10 protein-coding genes are annotated in these 15,489 nt (G+C 75.1%); 6 read left to right on the top strand and 4 right to left on the bottom strand.

Annotation, left to right across the window (positions count from 1 at the left end; all coding sequences use genetic code 11):
* The first annotated feature begins 8 nt into the window (after positions 1-8).
* Together AB0B33_RS10040 and AB0B33_RS10035 are read left to right on the top strand one after the other, a co-directional pair.
* Complete coding sequence (locus AB0B33_RS10040) at positions 9-1,505, top strand: cryptochrome/photolyase family protein (protein ID WP_360769152.1); 1,497 nt, start codon at positions 9-11, stop codon at positions 1,503-1,505.
* Positions 1,506-1,586: 81 nt separating this feature from the next.
* Positions 1,587-2,729 carry a DICT sensory domain-containing protein gene (locus tag AB0B33_RS10035; RefSeq protein WP_360769149.1) on the top strand — a complete coding sequence of 381 codons (1,143 nt, stop codon included), beginning with the start codon at positions 1,587-1,589 and terminating at the stop codon, positions 2,727-2,729.
* A 12-nt stretch (positions 2,730-2,741) separates the two neighbouring features.
* Here the strand turns inward: AB0B33_RS10035 and AB0B33_RS10030 are convergent, their stop codons facing one another.
* The 4 genes from AB0B33_RS10030 to AB0B33_RS10015 are packed head-to-tail and all read right to left on the bottom strand — an operon-like array spanning position 2,742 to position 11,008.
* The gene (locus tag AB0B33_RS10030) at positions 2,742-4,208 is read right to left on the bottom strand and encodes an MFS transporter (protein ID WP_360769147.1); all 1,467 of its coding nucleotides are present in this window, start codon (positions 4,206-4,208) and stop codon (positions 2,742-2,744) included.
* Positions 4,199-8,626: a beta-ketoacyl synthase N-terminal-like domain-containing protein gene (locus tag AB0B33_RS10025; RefSeq protein ID WP_360769144.1), complete on the bottom strand. Its 4,428-nt coding sequence runs from the start codon at positions 8,624-8,626 to the stop codon at positions 4,199-4,201. Before AB0B33_RS10025 ends, AB0B33_RS10030 begins: the two co-directional genes overlap by 10 nt.
* A complete protein-coding gene (locus AB0B33_RS10020; RefSeq protein ID WP_360769141.1) occupies positions 8,623-10,338 on the bottom strand; it encodes a fatty acyl-AMP ligase in 1,716 nt (571 codons plus the stop codon). The genes AB0B33_RS10025 and AB0B33_RS10020 overlap by 4 nt, the downstream gene beginning before the upstream one ends.
* A gap of 13 nt (positions 10,339-10,351) precedes the next feature.
* Entirely contained in the window at positions 10,352-11,008 is a 657-nt protein-coding gene (locus AB0B33_RS10015; RefSeq protein ID WP_360769138.1) for a hypothetical protein, read from the bottom strand.
* A gap of 376 nt (positions 11,009-11,384) precedes the next feature.
* On the opposite strand from AB0B33_RS10015, the gene AB0B33_RS10010 reads away from it, so the two are divergent.
* From AB0B33_RS10010 to AB0B33_RS09995, 4 genes are read left to right on the top strand one after another with little or no spacing between them, the layout of a single operon-like run.
* On the top strand, positions 11,385-12,386 hold the full coding sequence (locus AB0B33_RS10010) for an alpha/beta hydrolase family protein (RefSeq protein WP_360769135.1): 1,002 nt from the start codon (positions 11,385-11,387) through the stop codon (positions 12,384-12,386).
* A complete protein-coding gene (locus AB0B33_RS10005; protein WP_360769133.1) occupies positions 12,383-13,216 on the top strand; it encodes an SDR family NAD(P)-dependent oxidoreductase in 834 nt (277 codons plus the stop codon). The genes AB0B33_RS10010 and AB0B33_RS10005 overlap by 4 nt, the downstream gene beginning before the upstream one ends.
* 56 nt (positions 13,217-13,272) lie before the next feature.
* On the top strand, positions 13,273-13,974 hold the full coding sequence (locus tag AB0B33_RS10000; RefSeq protein WP_360769130.1) for a hypothetical protein: 702 nt from the start codon (positions 13,273-13,275) through the stop codon (positions 13,972-13,974).
* Complete coding sequence (locus AB0B33_RS09995) at positions 13,971-15,191, top strand: glycosyltransferase (protein WP_360769128.1); 1,221 nt, start codon at positions 13,971-13,973, stop codon at positions 15,189-15,191. The genes AB0B33_RS10000 and AB0B33_RS09995 overlap by 4 nt, the downstream gene beginning before the upstream one ends.
* The last annotated feature ends 298 nt before the right edge of the window (positions 15,192-15,489 follow it).

Genomic DNA, 15,489 nt, shown 5'->3' with positions numbered 1-15,489 from the left:
TTCCCCGCATGCGAGACGAGCCCGCGCTGTGGCTGTTCGCCGACCAGCTCGGGCCGCACTTCCACGGCACGCCCGAGCACCGGCACCGGGACGTCCTGGTGATCCGCTCGGCCGCGGCCTTCGCCGCGAAACCCTTCCACCGCCAGAAGCTGCACCTGGTCCAGGCGGCGCTGCACCGGCTCGCGGCCGACCTCGGCGACCGCGTCACGCTGGTCGACGCCCCGGACTACCGCACCGGCCTGCGGGAGTTCGGGCGGCCGGTCGTCGTGCACGAACCGACGTCGCACGCGGCCGACGCCTTCGTCCGCAAGCTGCACGGCGAAGGCGTCGTCACGGAGATCCTGCCGACGCCCGGGTTCGTGCTGTCCAAAGCGGACTTCGCGGAGTGGGCCGCCGGGCGCACCCGGTTCGTCATGGAGGACTTCTACCGCGACCAGCGGCGGAAGTTCGGCGTGCTGCTCGAAGCCGACGGCGAGCCCGAAGGCGGGCACTGGAACTACGACCACGACAACCGGCAGCCGCCCCCGAAGAGCACCCGCCTCGACGTCCCCGCGCCGTGGCACCCGCGGGAGAACGAGATCGACGACCGCGTCCGCGCCGACCTCGACGCGGCCGAGCGCGCGGGGGAGATCCACCCGGTCGGCGTGGACGGGCCGCGGCAGTTCGCCGTCGGGCACGACGAAGCCCAGCGCGCGCTCAAGCGGTTCCTCGACCACCGGCTGCCGGTGTTCGGGCCGCACCAGGACGCGATGCTGACCCACGACTGGGCGATGGCGCACGCGCTGCTGTCCGTCCCGCTCAACCTCGGGCTGCTCGACCCGCGGGACGTCGTCCGGAAGGCGCAGGAGCGGTACCGGGCCGGCGAGGCGCCGCTGAGCAGCGTCGAGGGGTTCGTCCGCCAGGTGCTGGGCTGGCGTGAATGGGTGTGGCACCTGTACTGGCACCAGGGGCCGGAGTACTTGCACCGCAACGCTTTGCAGGCGCGGCGCAAGCTGCCGGAGTGGTGGCGTTCGCTGGACGCCGACGCCGTCGAGGCGGCCTGCCTGCGCACCGCGCTCGCCGGCGTCCGCGACCGCGGCTACGCCCACCACATCGAGCGGCTGATGGTGCTGGGCAACCACGCGCTGCAGCGCGGCTACGACCCCGCCGAGCTGAACCGCTGGTTCGCGACGGCGTTCGTCGACGGCTTCCCCTGGGTGATGCCGGCCAACGTGATCGGGATGAGCCAGTACGCCGACGGCGGGGTCGTCGGGACCAAGCCCTACGCCGCCGGAGGCGCCTACATCAACCGGATGAGTGACCACTGTCCGGGTTGCGTGTTCGACCCGAAGAAACGGACCGGGCCGGACGCGTGCCCGTTCACCGCGGGCTACTGGGCGTTTCTCGACCGGAATGCCACGCGGTTGAAGGGAAATCACCGCATGCGGCAGCCGTTGAGCGGCCTGGAACGGCTCGCGGACCGGGCCGAGGTCGTCGCCCGGGAGGCGGAGCGCGACCACTTCTGAGTTCGCACCATCGTGTGACTAGCCGGGCGCGGCGGGCTCTCTTACGGTTGTTGTCTCCCTTTCCCCGGCGAAGGCGATCCCATGCCCGACGCAGATCCGCGCGCTGGCGTGCTTTCCAAGCGCGCCCTCGTGACGGCGTCGCACGCGGTGGAGCGCGCGGCCCTGGCCGAAGGCGCGGGCGACGACACCGTCGTGTTCGCGCTGTTCCAGCGGCTCCCGTACTTCGAACGCGAGCGGGAGGTCTACGCCGAGATCGCGCGGCGCGCCGCGGTCACGGTGGTCGGCATGGTCGACTCCGGCCGTCCCGACCTGCCGCACGGCGTCACCCCGGTGCTGCTGCGCCCGGACGAGCCGATGGCGCGGGAGTGGTCGGTGGCCGTGCTGTCGCCGACGTTCGGCGCTTCGGTCGTCGCGCAGGACCTCGACGAGATCGACCCGCAGGCGACCGCGGTCGAAGCGGCTCGCCTGTTCCGCGGCCGCTGGGGCCTGCGCCGCGACGAGGCGTACGCCGAAGTGGTCCGCCTCCGCGACGCGATGGGCGACCGCCTGCCCCCGGCGGTCCGGCGCAAGGTCGGCGAGGTGCTCGCCTCGGTCGAAACCCCGCCGGCGCTCGACGTCGAAAGCCGCGCCGAGGCGGCGCTCCGGCACGTCGCGACCAAGCTCGACAAGGCCCGTTCCCGCGCGGAGCCGCGTCCGGCGACCGGCCCGGCCGTCGACCCGGACACGGGCCTCGACACCCTGGCGGGCATCCAGTCCTGGCTCGGCGACGCGACCGACACGGTCCCGCTGGGCCTGGTCTTCGTCGCGGTCGACGACCCCGGCGCCCTCGAGCGGCGGCACGGCACCCGCATCCGCATGCACACGGAGCAGAACATCGCCGACCTCCTGCGCGACGGCCTGCGCCCCCTCGACCGCGCGGTCCGGCTCGGGCCGGGGGAGTTCCTGGTCATCCAGCCGGCGGTGTACCCGCACGAGCTGACCGACCGGAGCCGGCGTCTGGAGCACCGCCTGGCGGCCCTGCACGCGACCTACCCGTTCGTCGACCTGCACCCGCGCACGACGACGTTGCTGACCCGGCGCCGCCCGCTGCCGCTGCACAGCCTGCGGGCCCAGCTGCGCCACGTCCCGGCGGTGACGCTCTGGCCGCCGAGCCAGGGCTCGCTCCCGATCCCGGAGGTGCGCCCGGTCGGGTCGCGGCCGGGGGCCGGCCAGTGGTTCCAGTGAGCGTATAACGACCTACACGGCGGGGCTTGTTTTCCTGCTCCGGCGGCGCATCGAGACACCCGCGGCGAGCGCGAACAGTCCACAAGCGACACCGGCGGCCGCCTGCACTCCCGCCGTGCAGGCGGTTCGCGCTGCCGAGAGCAGCTCGTCCGCCGCCGCCAGCCCCCGTGAGGCCGTTTCCGCCTGTGCCGGACCCGCCGACGCCAGCCGCGCAGCCGCTTCGGGCACGCCCGCCGGCACCACCAGCCGTCCCGCGTAGACCGCCGCCGCCAGGGAACCGAACACCGTGGTGCCCAGCCCGGCGCCCAGCTCGTAGCCGGTCTTCTCGACCGCCGCCGCGCCACCCGCGCGGTCCGCGGGGGCGGCCGAGAGCAACGTGTCGGTGCTCGACGTCAGCGCCAGCGCCATCCCGAACCCCGTGCCCACCAGCGCGCCGCCGAGCCACCACGCGGAGGTCAGCGCCCCGGCGGCCGGAGCGAGCAAGGCGACCGCCGTCACCGCGAACCCCGCCGTGCGGACCCGTGCGTTGCCGAACCGGGTGAGCAGCGCGGGTGCCACCACGCTGCCCACCGCCGACGCCCCGAGCACCAGCAGCAGCCGGGCCGCGGCGGCCGTCGGGGACAGGCCGAGCACCACCTGGAGGTACTGGGCCAGCAGCAACCCGAGCCCGACCAGCGTGCTCATCACCAGCAGCACCCCGCCGACCGCGCCCGGCACGCCCGGCCGCCGGAACAACGTCAAGTCCAGCAACGGGACCGCCGCCCGGCGCTGGCGGCGCACGAACAGTCCGATCAGGACAGCGCCCGCCGCCCCGGCCGCGAAGCCGCCCCCCGACGGCCCGGCCGCGAAGGCGAGCCCGAGCACGCCGCCGGCCGCCAGCAGCGCGCTGAGCGCGTCCCACGGCTGCCGCCCCGGCGGGGACCGCGGCAGCCACCGCAGCGCCGCGACCACCGCGAGGAGGATCACCGGCGGGTTGACCAGGAACGTCGCCCGCCAGCCCCACGCCTCGACGAGCACCCCGCCGAGCACCGGCCCGAACACCGAGCCGGTGCCGGCGATGCCGCTGCAGACCGCGATCGCCGCCCGCCGCTGCCGCTGCTCCGGGAACAGTTCCCGCAGCAGCGACATCGTCACCGGCATGATCAGCGCGCCGCCGCAGCCGAGCACGGCCCGCGCGGCGAGCAGCGCCGGAACGTCCGGCGCGACCGCGCACCCGAGCGACGCGAGCCCGAACACCGCGTAGCCGGTGACGAGCACGCGCCGTCGTCCGTACCGGTCGCCGAGCGTGCCGAACGGCAGCAGCAGCGGCGCCGCGGTGAGCGGGTAGATCGCGACGATCCACACCTGCGCGGCGGCGCCCGGCCGGAGCTGCCGGACGACGTCGGGCAGCGCCACGTGCAGCACGGTCGCGTCCACCGCGACCAGGAACAAGCCGGCCCCGAGCACGGCCAGCAGCGGCCAGGCGCGGGTCACGGCCACAGCAGGCCCGCCAGGTGCCGCGCGACGACGTCGACGTGCGGCGGGTCGATCACGGACAGGTGGTGCGCGGCGACCGGCACGATCTCCAGCCGCGGGCACAGCTCCGCCCACCCGGCCGCGAGGTCCGTGCGCGAGTACCGGGGTTCCATCGCGAGCCCGGCGGCGTACGGCTCGGTCGCCCGGTAGAGCACGACCCGGCCGTCGTAGCGGCGCGGCGTCCCGCGTTCGGCCGCCAGCGTGTCCAAAAAGGACTGACGCTGGTGGCGCAGCACGCCGGGGCTGAGCAACCCGGCTTCGGCGACCCGCCGCATGGTGAGCTCGATCTGGTCTTCTTCGGGCAGTGACGCGAGTTCGTCGTGGCCGAGCCGCACCGCGCGGCCGTAGGTGCCTTCGACGTACCCGGTGAACCGCAGGAACCGCCGCGCCGACGACGCCCGCGGGTCGAGGTCCGGTTCCGGCAGCGGCAGCATGGTGTCGATGAGGGCGACGAGCTCGACGGTTTCGCCCTCGTCGGCGAGCCGCGCGGCGACACCGTAGGCCAAGGCCCCGCCGAACGACCACCCGGCGAGCCGGTAGGGCCCGTGCGGCCGGCGGGCGCGGACGAGCGGGAGAAGCCGTTCGACGCGCTCTTCGATGCTGGTCCCGGGCACGCGTTCGAACCCGGCGCACGGCACGCCGGCGGGCAGCCGGTCCAGCAGCGGGCGGTAGACCGTGCAGGTGCTGCCGCCGGGGTGGAAGAGCAGGAGCGGGGCGGTGCCGGCGTCGCCGGGTTTGAGGAGGCTTTCCTGCCGGGTGTCGAGGATCGCCCGCGCCACTTCGGCGATGGCGGCCAGTGAGTCGTGTTTGAGGAGTTCGGCGGGGTCGACCGGGGTGCCGAGTTCGGTCGCGAGGCCGTCGGCGAGTGCTTGGGCGAGGTGCTCCGGTAGTGCGGTGCCGGTCAGGCGGAGGTGCGTGCCGCCGGGATCGGTACCGGTGTGTTCGTGCCAGAGGCGGAGGACCAGCCGGTCGGCGGCGTCCCAGGCCCGGCCGCGGGTCGGGCGGAGGTCGCGGTTGAGGTCGGCGAGGGTGGCGCCGCGGAGGAAGACGGCGGGGTCGGGGTCGGTGCCGAGTTCACGCCGGAGCGCTTCGCGGATCCGGTTCGCCATGAGGGAGTCGAGCCCGAGTTCGACGAGGGGGACGTCGGCGTCGAGGCGGCCGGGGGAGATCCCCATGATGGCGGCGACGATCTCGGTGAGCCGGTCGCCGGTGCCGTGGGAGGGCGGTGCCGCTCGGGTCGTCACGGGCCGCTCGGGCGCGGGCGGCGTGGTTTGGCCGGTGTACCAATGCCGTTCGTGGCGCCACGGCATCGGGGGGACGTCGGTCAGCTTCGCGCCGTCGTCGGGGGCGGAGAGCGTGATCCGCGTGCCCGCGCAGTACAGCGCCGCCGCGGCCGCGCCGAACGAGCGGACTTCGTCCTGGCCGCGGCGCAGGGTGCCCGTCACCACCGCGTCCGCGATCCCGGCCGCCTCGAGCGTGCGGGCCAGCGATCCGCGCAGGATGGGGTGCGGGGAAACCTCGATGAACACGCGGTGCCCGTCCGCGGCGGCCGCGGTCACGGCCTGCCGGAACCGCACCGGGCGCCGCAGGTGCGCGGCCCAGTAGCCGGCGTCGAAGTCGGGCAGCTCGCGCGGGTCGGGCAGCACCGTGTCGTACCACGGCACCAGCGGCCGCCGCCCGCCCAGCTCGGCGAGGGCGTCGCGCAGCGCGCCCAGCACCGGCTCGACCCCGCGCGAATGCCCGGCGACGTCCACCGGCAGCCGGCGCGCGCTCCGCCCGGCCGCGGTCAGCTCCGCGACCAGCGCGTCCAGCACCGGCGCGTCCCCGGCCACGGTCACCTGCCCGGGCGCGGCATCGACGGCGAGCTCGACACCGGGGTAGCGGTCGACCTCCTCCGGCGTCAGCTCGACGGCGGCCATCGCCCCGCCCGAGCCGACGGTGCCGAGCAGCCGCGCCCGCGTCGCGACCAGGTGGACAGCCTCATCAGCGGTCAGCACCCCGCTCACGACGGCGGCGGCCGCGGACCCGAGCGAGTGCCCCACGACAGCGGCCGGGCGGACCCCGAGCGCCTCCCACCGGGCGGCCAGCGCGAGCTGCGTGCCGAAGATCGCCAGCTGCGTTTCGGTGAGGGAGAAGGGGTCCCGGGCGGTGAGCAGCGCACGCAGCGACCGCCCGGTCTGCTCGGTGAAGGGATCACCGAGCTTGTCGACCTGCGCGGCGAACGCCGGTTCGGCGGCGAGCAGCCCGCGGCCCATCCCGGCCCACTGCGAACCGTGCCCGGAGAAGACGAACACGGGCCCTTCCCCGCCGACGGCCCGCCCGGCGACGGCACCGGCGGGCAGCGGATCGGCCCCGGCCCCGACTTCCCGGAGGAGCGCGGCGAGCTCACCGCGGTCCCCGGCGACAACGGCGGCCCGGTGCGGACCGGCATCGTCCCGCCGGAACAACGTGTGGGTGACATCGGCAAGGTGAGTTCGTTGCCCGGCGGGGGAATCCAGCCACCGCGCGAGCTGGGAGGCCCGCTCGGCAAGCCGGTCCCGGGTACGGGCGGACAGCAGGGCGATCCGAACCCCGGCGCTACCGAGGGCGGCTTGCGGTCCGGCTTGAACGCCGGCGACACCGCCACCGGGAGCGGTTTGCGGTCCGCCACGCCCGAGCTGGAGGGTGGCTTGTGCCGGGGTCCCGGCGCCGTCGGCGGGAGTGGCTTGCCGCCCGGGTCCGACCTCACCGAGGGTGGCCTGTGCCGGGGCCCCGGCGCCGCTGTCGAGGGTGGCTTGCCTCCCGGCCTGGACCCCGCCGCTCTCGCTCGTGCCGGCGAGGCCGCCGGGGACGGCTCGCGATCCGGTCCGGCCGTCCTCACCGAGTGCCGGCTCCGGAACCGTCGCCTCCTCCAGCACCACGTGCGCGTTCGTCCCGCCGAACCCGAACGCCGACACCCCCGCCACCGCGCGCCCACCGCGCCGTGGCCACGGTGTCGCCTCGCTCACCACCCGCAACCCCAGCTCCTCGAACGGGATGTGCGGGTTCGGCGCCGCGAAGTGCAGCTGTGGCGGGACTTCGCCGTGCACCAGCGCCAGCACCACCTTGATCACCCCGGCGATCCCCGCTGCGGCCTCGGCGTGCGCGATGTTCGTCTTCACCGACCCGATCAGCAGCGGCGACCCGGCATCCCGCCCCGCGCCCAAAACCGCACCCAAAGCACGAGCCTCGATCGGGTCACCGAGCAGTGTCCCCGTCCCGTGCGCCTCCACGTAATCCACAGTGGACGGATCCAGTCCGCGATAGGCCTCCCGCAGCATCGCCTGCTGCGCCGCCGGGTTGGGGGCGGCCAGGCCGTGGGACCGGCCGTCCGAATTGACCGCCGACGCGCGGAGCACCGCCAGGACGCGGTCGCCGTCCACTTCGGCGTCCGCCAGGCGCTTGAGGACCACCACGCCGCAGCCTTCGGCGCGGGCGATGCCGTCCGCGGCCGCCGAAAACGTCTTGCAGCGGCCGTCCGCCGCGAGCAGGCCCGCCGCGGAAAACGCCGCCGTCGGGCCGGGCAGCAGCATCAGGTTGACGCCCGCGGCCAGCGCCAGGTCGGCGTCGCCGTCGCGCAGCGCGCGCACCGCGTGGTGCACCGCCACCAGCGAAGACGAGCACGCCGTGTCCACCGCCACGCTCGGGCCGCGCAGGTCGAAGACGTACGACAGCCGGTTGGCCGCGATGCTGCCCGCCGCGCCGGTCGCCGTCCACAGGTCCGGGGTGCCGCCGGTCATCGTGAGGTGGCCGTAGTCGTGCGTCGCGATACCGGTGAACACGCCGGTCCGGCTGCCGCGCAGCGACGACGGCGCGATCCCGGCGTGCTCCAGCGCCGCCCACGTCACCTCCAGGAGCATCCGCTGCTGCGGGTCCATCGTCGCCGCTTCGCGCGGGGTGATGCCGAAGTGCTCGGCGTCGAACCCGGCGACGTCGTCGAGGAAGCCGCCCACCACCGGCGCGGCGTCGGCGCTCCACCGCCCGGGTGGCGCGGTCCGGACGGCGTCGCGCCCGGTCCGCAGCAGGTCCCAGTACTCCTCGAGGCCGTCCGCGCCGGGGAAGCGGCAGCCGAGGCCGACGACGGCGATCGGGTCGGTCCGGCGGCGGTCCCGGACCGCCGCGACGGGTTCGGGTTCGGCGCCGGAGGTGAGGCTGCGGGCCAGGTGGTCGATGGTCGGGCTCTCCCACAGCAGCGTCGACGGCAGCCGGGTGCCGAGCAGCTCTTCGAGGTCGGCGGCGATCCCGACGGCCTGGCGGGAGGACAGGCCGTAGTCGCCGAGCGGCCGGTCGGGTTCGGCGGTCAGGCCGGTGTGCTCGGCGACCGCGTCGAGCAGCCAGCGGCGCAGGGTGTCCGGGTTTCTCATCGTGCCAACGCCTTCCCGTAGTCACCGGCGAGGTAGCGGTCACGGCAGGCGGCACGGGCGATCTTCCCGCTGGACGTGCGCGGCACCCGCCCCGCCGGGACGAGCAGCACGTCCCGCAGCGCGAGCCCGTGCGCGTCGGCGACCAGCCGCCGGACCGTCGTGACCAGCGCGCGTTCCGCCGCTTCGGCCAGGTCGGCGTGCGCGCGGTGCTCCGCGACCACGACGACGGCCTCGGTGTCGGCGCCTTCGATCGCGAAGGCCGCGACGCTGCCGGGCCGGATCTCGGGGTCGGCCGACGCGGCGGTCGCTTCGACGTCCTGCGGGTAGTGGTTGCGCCCGTCGACGATGATCAGGTCCTTGATCCGGCCCGCGATGTAGAGCTCGCCGTCGTGCCGGAGACCGAGGTCGCCGGTCCGCAGCCACGGCCCCTCGGGCAGGTCGCCGCGGTCACCGGCCAGGCGCGCGCCGAAGGTTTCCGTGCTCTCCAGGGGTTTCTGCCAGTAGCCCTCGCCGACGTTCGGGCCGTGCACCCAGATCTCACCGACCGACGTGTCGGGGAGCGCGACCGCGGTTTCCGGGTCGACGAGCGCGACGAGCTGCCCGGCCGGGGCACCGCAGGCGACCAGCCGCACGCCGTCGGCCGCGGGGCGCGCGGTGCCGGTCGCGAGGGCGTCGCGGTCGAACGTCGCGACGCGCGGGGCGGCGGCGGGCCCGGTGGTGACGAACACGGTCGCTTCGGCGAGGCCGTACGCCGGGCGCGTCTTGTCCGGGGTGTACCCGGCGGCCGCGAAGGTGGCGTGGAAGCGGTCGAGCACGGCCGGGGTGATCGGCTCGGCGCCGTTGACGATCGCCGTGACGCGGCCGAGCCGCAGCCGGGCGCGTTCGGCGTCGCGGATCCGGCTCGCGCAGTAGTGGAACGCGAAGTTGGGTGCGGCGCTCCACGCGCCGGCGTGGTCGCCGAGCAGTTCCAGCCAGCGGACCGGCCGCTCGATGAACGCCAGCGGGTCCATCAGCACCGACCGCAGGCCCAGCGCCAGCGGCGTGATCAGGCCGAGCACGAGTCCCATGTCGTGGAACAGCGGCAGCCACGAGACGGTGGTCGACGCGCCCGGGTCGAGGCCGAGGCCGCGCACGGCCTGGGTGACGTTGGCGAGGACGTTCGCGTGCGTGAGCACCACGCCGGCCGGCGTGCGGGTCGAGCCCGACGTGTACTGCAGGTAGGCGACGTCGTCCGGGACCGCTTCGGGAGCGGGCCACGACCGCACCGGGCCGGGGCGGTCCACCGCGACGACCGGGACGTCCCCGACGAACTCTTCGACGGCCGGCTGCCTCGGCGTGGTGGTGAGGACGGCCGAGGGCGCGCAGTCGGCGAGCACCGCGGCGAGCCGTCCCGCGTGGCCGGGCAGCCCCGGGTCGAACAGCGGCACCGCGATCGCGCCCGCGGTGATCGCGGCGAGGAACCCGACCACGTAGTCCGGACCCTGCGGGCACAGCACGGCGACCCGGTCGCCGGGCCGGACCGGGAGGGCGCCCGCGACGGCGTCGACGCGTTCGCCCAGCCGGCGCCAGGTGAGGGTGCGCCGCCGCCCGTCGCGGTCGGTGGCGAAGTCGGCGAAGGTCAGGGCGGGGGAGTCGGGGGTGGTCGCCGCCCAGTGCCGCAGGCACGCGGTCAGGGTGCCGCCGCCCACCGCCGGGAAGTTCACGTCGGACATGGGTTCTCCTTGGCTAGCGGCCCAGCCGCGCGGCCGCGTGCTGCCACGCGGCGACGGCCAGGGTGTCGAGGTCGAGGTCGGTCGTGCCGGCGTCGCGGAGCACGACCAGCACGTCGTCGGCGGCGACGGCGACGGTGCGCAGGCGCAGTCCCGGCAGCTCGGCCGGCTGGCCGGGCAGCGTCAGGACCTGCTGGTAGGAAAGGGTTTTCGCGCCGGGGACGGCGGGTGCGGTCCCGGTCGTGAGCGTCGAGACGGTGGGGAGGTCCTGGTCGTCCACGGTCACGCTCGCGCACTGGCGGAGTTTCGCGGTCCACGCGGCGAGATCGGGCGGGTCCGGGGTGCGCGCGACCAGTTCGCTCACCTGCCCACCCGGGACCGCCGTCTGGAAGCCCTGGCCGGTGGCCGGGCCCCGGAGCAGCCTGCCGTGCACGACGTCCGTGCACCCGCCGTCGTCCTTGGCGTCCAGAGTGGACAGTGCGGTGGCGACGTCGAACCCGGCACGCGGTGCGGGGGGAGCGGGGATCGCTTCGGCCGGCAGCAGCGCGGCCGGCGGAACCGGGGACGGGCTGGGTGTCGCGCCTTCGGCGGGTCCGGAAATGGTGGACGCCGCCGCGGCGGCGACCGCGAGCGCGGCGATTCGAAACGGGGGGAAACGATTCCGGGCAGCCATGGTGGACCCTTTCGGGAGCATTCTCGGGGTTTTCGGGTCCCGGCGCTGGGACGCGTGACGGGACGGCGGCGAGGGCGGCCTAACCCGGCGATACGGGCGAGGCTAGGGCAAGAAATCGGTTACCGGAAGGGCCTCAAGATCCCGTAAACGCTGCTCGTGTACACGGCGTGACCTGCTGGATCGCAGGTTACCGGTGAGTTTTTGGCACGTCCGTCCGACTTTGGTGACCGAGCGTGCTCGTCGGCTCACCCGTATGGGGGAGTTTGTTTGCCTGCAATTCACATTGTCCGGTCGTGTGGCGGACGAGACAATTGCGTTTTCCGGCCTGATTACTTTAGCTTGGGCGCATCGTCGGGACCTTCGGAAAGGAAAGCGTATGCGCATGTCTTCGAGGTGGCTCGCCGCGCTGGCGGCCGTGGCGTGCGTGCTGCCCGGCACCCCTGCCGCGGCGGCGGACGGGCCACGCGCCGACGACGGCTCGCACGTCGTCGCCGAGACCACTGTGGACGGTGACGCGCGGGTACTCGACCTCACCGTGCGCTCCACCGGGGTCGGGGCCTACGCGATGGTCCGGCTGATCCTGCCCCGCGACTGGGCGGAGCACCCGGACCGGACGTGGCCGGCGGTGTACCTGCTCGCCGGGGAGACCCGGTTGCAGGACTACCGCGGCTGGAGCGCCAACACCGACGTCCGGCGGCTGGCCGACGACGCCGGCGTCCTGGTCGTGATGCCGGGTGCCGGGCCGGCGGGGTTCTTCAGCGACTGGTGGAACTACGGCAAGGACATCGCGCTGAATCAGTGGGAGACCTTCACCGCCGTCGAGCTCCCGCAGCTGATCGACCGCGGCTACCGCGGCGACGGCCGGCGTGCGGCCGCCGGGCTGTCCCTCGGTGGCTACGGCGCGATCGAACTCGCCGCGCGGCGGCCCGGCGTGTTCCGCTACGCCGCCTCCTACAGCGGGAACCTCAACCCGGCCGGCCCGACCGGTGAGCTGCTCACGGACGCGATCGTCGCTTCCGCCCGCCTGGATCCGGAGGCTCTCTGGGGCGACCGTCGCCGCGAACCGGCGCGCTGGGAAGCGCACGACCCGCTGGTGAACGCCGAACGCCTGCGCGGCACCGAGCTGTACCTCTCCGCGGGCAACGGCCTGCCCGGACCGCTGGACGCCCAGCTCCCGATCGACGTCCTGCCCGGCGCGATGCTCCTGGAATTCCTGTGCGGCGGCCAGACCACGGCGATGGCCGGGCGGCTGCGCGCCCTCGGCGTCCCGGTCACGACCGACCTCTACGGGCCCGGCACGCACCAGTGGGCGTACTGGCAGGAGCAGCTGCACAAGACGTGGCCGCGGATGCTGCAGGTGCTGGCGGCGGCGTCGTGACGCGGGTGTCCTATGTGGTCACGGGCGCGTCGGGCGGCATCGGCCGCGCGTGCGTGGCGGAGCTGGTCCGGCGCGGCGCACACGTGTGGGCGAGCGTGCGCACGGACGGCGACGAGGCGGACCTCGCCCGCGCGTACGGCGACGCGGTCACGGTGCTGCGGATGGACCTGCGCGACCCGGCATCGATCACGGCGTGCGGCGAGCGCGTCGCGGCCGGCGGACCGGTGCGAGGGCTGGTGAACAACGCCGGCCTCGCGCGGCCCGGCCCGCTCGAGTACGTGCCGCTGGAGGCGTTCCGGGAGCAGCTGGACGTGAACGTCACCGGCCAGCTCGCGGTCACCCGCGCGATGCTCCCGGCCCTGCGCATCGCGGAGACGGCCCGGGTCGTGACGCTCGGTTCGATCGGCGGCCGGATCGCGGGCCCGATGGTGGGGCCGTACCACACGTCGAAGTTCGCGCTGGTCGGCTTGACGGACAGCCTGCGCGCGGAGCTGGCCCCGGAGGGCATCGAGGTGGTCCTGGTCGAGCCGGGCGCGGTGGCGACCCCGATCTGGCCCCGAGCCCGCGCGGCGGCCGAGCAGGTGCGCGCGACTCTTCCGGCGGCGGGCCTCGAGCGGTACGCGGCACAGCTGGAGGCGGCGGAGCGGAGTGCGGCCCGTTCGGCGCGGACGGGAGTCCCGCCCCGCCGGGCGGCGGAGGTGGTGGTCCGCGCGTTGACGGCCCGCCGCCCGGCACCGCGGTACCTGGTGGGCACGGACGCCCGGGTGGCGGCGGTTCTGGCGAACCTGCCGTTCCGCTTGCGTTATCGCTTGACGGCGGCCAAGCGATGACCCGCGGCGGCGCGTTGGTGGTGTGGGGGTGGTGGCCGGGCTGTAGCGGCGAACCCATGAGCGCGTGTGGTGGCGGGGTGGTGGCGCTGGGCTGGTGGCCGGACTGGAGTGGCCAGGCGACGACCCGCTGCGGCTGGGCGGTGGCGCTGGGCTGGTGGCCGGGCTGTGGTGGCCAGGCGACGGCCCGCGGCGGCGGGGCGACGGCGCTGGGCTGTGGTGGCCAGGCGACGACTCGCGGCGGCGGGGCGGTGGCGTGGGACCGGTGGCCGGGCCGCGGGGGCCAGGCGATGAGCGTCTGTGGCGGCGGGGTGGTGGCGTTGGGCTGGTGGCCGGGCTGCGGCGGCCAGGCGATGAGCGCGTGCGGCGCCGGGGTGGTGGCGCTGGGTTGGCGGCCGGGCTGCGGCGGCCAGGTGACGACCCGCGGCGGTGAGGTGGCGTGGGGCTGGTCGCTGGGCTGCGGCGGCCAAGCGATGAATGCGTGCGGCGGCGAGGCGGTGGCGTTGGGCTGGCGGCCGGGCCGCGGCGGCCAAGCGATGAGCGCCTGCGGCGGCGGGGCAGTGGCGTGGGACCGGTGGCCGGGCTGCGGCGGCCAAGCGATGAACGCCTACGGCGGCGGGGCGGTGGCGTGGGACCGGTGGCCGGGCTGTGGCGGCCGGATGGTGAGGCAGGGCGTGCCGTGGCCAACTGCGGCGGGGCGCCGCGACTCACCACCCCGGTCCGCGGTGGTCGGGGACCGCATCGTCGGAGTCGGCTGTTGAGCCGCCTGGTCGTGATCGTCGCGCCCGGCTCGCGTGGGGATGTCCAGCCGTGTGTTGCGCTCGGTCAGGGGCTCGCCGCCGCGGGGGACCGGGTCCGGGTGCTCGCCGCGCCGGGATTTCGGGGGCTGATCGAAGCACGCGGGCTTGCCTTCGCCCCGCTCTCCGCCGATCCGGGTGAAGTCCTCGGCTCGGCCGCCGGTCGGGCCTGGACCGCCGGGAGCCCGCACAAGTTCGTGAGCGGGCTGCGGAAAGTGCTCCGGCCGATCCTGACCCGGCTGCTCGCCGACACCCACACCGGCGCCGCCGGGGCGGACCTGATCCTCGCGCCCACCCTCGGCTTCCTCGGTACGCACCTGGCCGCCCACCTCGGCGTCCCGAACGCCGAACTGCACTACCAGCCCAGCGTGCCGACCCGGGCCTTCGCGCACCCGCTGCTCCCCGCGGCCGGACGCCTCGGACCCTGGGGCCGTCAGCTGAGCTTCCCCGCGGTCGACGCTCTGGCCTGGCAGCTCCTGCGTCCCGAAATCGACCACTGGCGCCGGGAAACTCTCGGCCTGCCCGCGGCTGGAGCGCGGGGGCCGCGGCGGCGGGCGCCGGTGCTGTGCGGGTTCTCCGGCGCCGTCGTGCCGCGGCCGCCGGACTGGCCCGCGCACGTCCACGTCACCGGGTACTGGTTCCTCGACGCCGGTCCGTGGCGCCCCGGCCCGCGGCTGCGCGACTTCCTCGCCGCCGGCCCGCCGCCGGTGTACGTCGGGTTCGGGAGCATGCGCCCGGCCGAAGCCGAACAGACCTTCGAGACCGTCCGGACGTCCTTGCGCCGTGCGGGGTTGCGCGGCCTCCTCGCCACCGAAGGCGACTTCGACGACGACGATCTGCTGGCCGTCGCCGACGTCCCGCACGGGTGGCTGTTCCCGCGCACCGCGGCCGTCGTCCACCACGGCGGCGCCGGGACCACCGCCGTGGCGCTGAGGGCCGGGGTGCCGTCGCTCGTGTGCCCGGTCTTCTCCGACCAGCCCTACTGGGGTGACCGCGTCTCGCGGCTCAGCGCCGGGCCGAAACCGTTGCCGCTCAAGGCACTCGACGCCGAAGGCCTGACCGCCCGGCTGCGGGAGCTCACCGGAAACCCGCTCTTCCGCCGCGGCGCGCAGTACGTCGGCGCCCGGCTCCGCGCCGAGGACGGGGTCGCTCACGCCGTTTCGGTGCTGCGGCCGGCTTAGGGCGTGTCCTGCGGATCTTCATCGGAGGCGGAGAACGATGCAGGCAAGGACGAACTCGGCGCGGTGACAGGCGGCTCGTCCGCTCCAGCGGTCGCCAGGCCCCGGAACTGGTCGAGCCGGTCGACGCACCGCTCGGCCACGTTGCCCGGCTTGCCGGGACCGGCGTCGAAGGCCGGTGGCCTTGATCTTCCGCTATCGCGTCTGTCACCGGGCGGTCTCCAGTGGCAGCGGCGGGCTTGGCGAGAGGGGTCCTCCCGGTCCCTGTCCCACCAGGGTCTCCCGGCCGTCCGGGACGCCT

The organism is Amycolatopsis sp. NPDC049159 (assembly GCF_040648295.1).
Taxonomy (GTDB): Bacteria; Actinomycetota; Actinomycetes; order Mycobacteriales; family Pseudonocardiaceae; genus Amycolatopsis; species Amycolatopsis pretoriensis_A.
This window is presented reverse-complemented; position numbering and strand designations above follow the sequence as displayed.

Excerpts from the sequence above, each read along its gene's own strand:
- AB0B33_RS10040 (WP_360769152.1), top strand. The coding sequence starts at position 9 with ATGCGAGACGAGCCCGCGCTGTGGCTGTTCGCCGACCAGCTCGGGCCG.
- AB0B33_RS10035 (WP_360769149.1), top strand. The coding sequence starts at position 1,587 with ATGCCCGACGCAGATCCGCGCGCTGGCGTGCTTTCCAAGCGCGCCCTC.
- AB0B33_RS10025 (WP_360769144.1), bottom strand. The coding sequence starts at position 8,626 with ATGAGAAACCCGGACACCCTGCGCCGCTGGCTGCTCGACGCGGTCGCC.
- AB0B33_RS10020 (WP_360769141.1), bottom strand. The coding sequence starts at position 10,338 with ATGTCCGACGTGAACTTCCCGGCGGTGGGCGGCGGCACCCTGACCGCG.
- AB0B33_RS10015 (WP_360769138.1), bottom strand. The coding sequence starts at position 11,008 with ATGGCTGCCCGGAATCGTTTCCCCCCGTTTCGAATCGCCGCGCTCGCG.
- AB0B33_RS10010 (WP_360769135.1), top strand. The coding sequence starts at position 11,385 with ATGCGCATGTCTTCGAGGTGGCTCGCCGCGCTGGCGGCCGTGGCGTGC.
- AB0B33_RS10000 (WP_360769130.1), top strand. The coding sequence starts at position 13,273 with ATGAGCGCGTGTGGTGGCGGGGTGGTGGCGCTGGGCTGGTGGCCGGAC.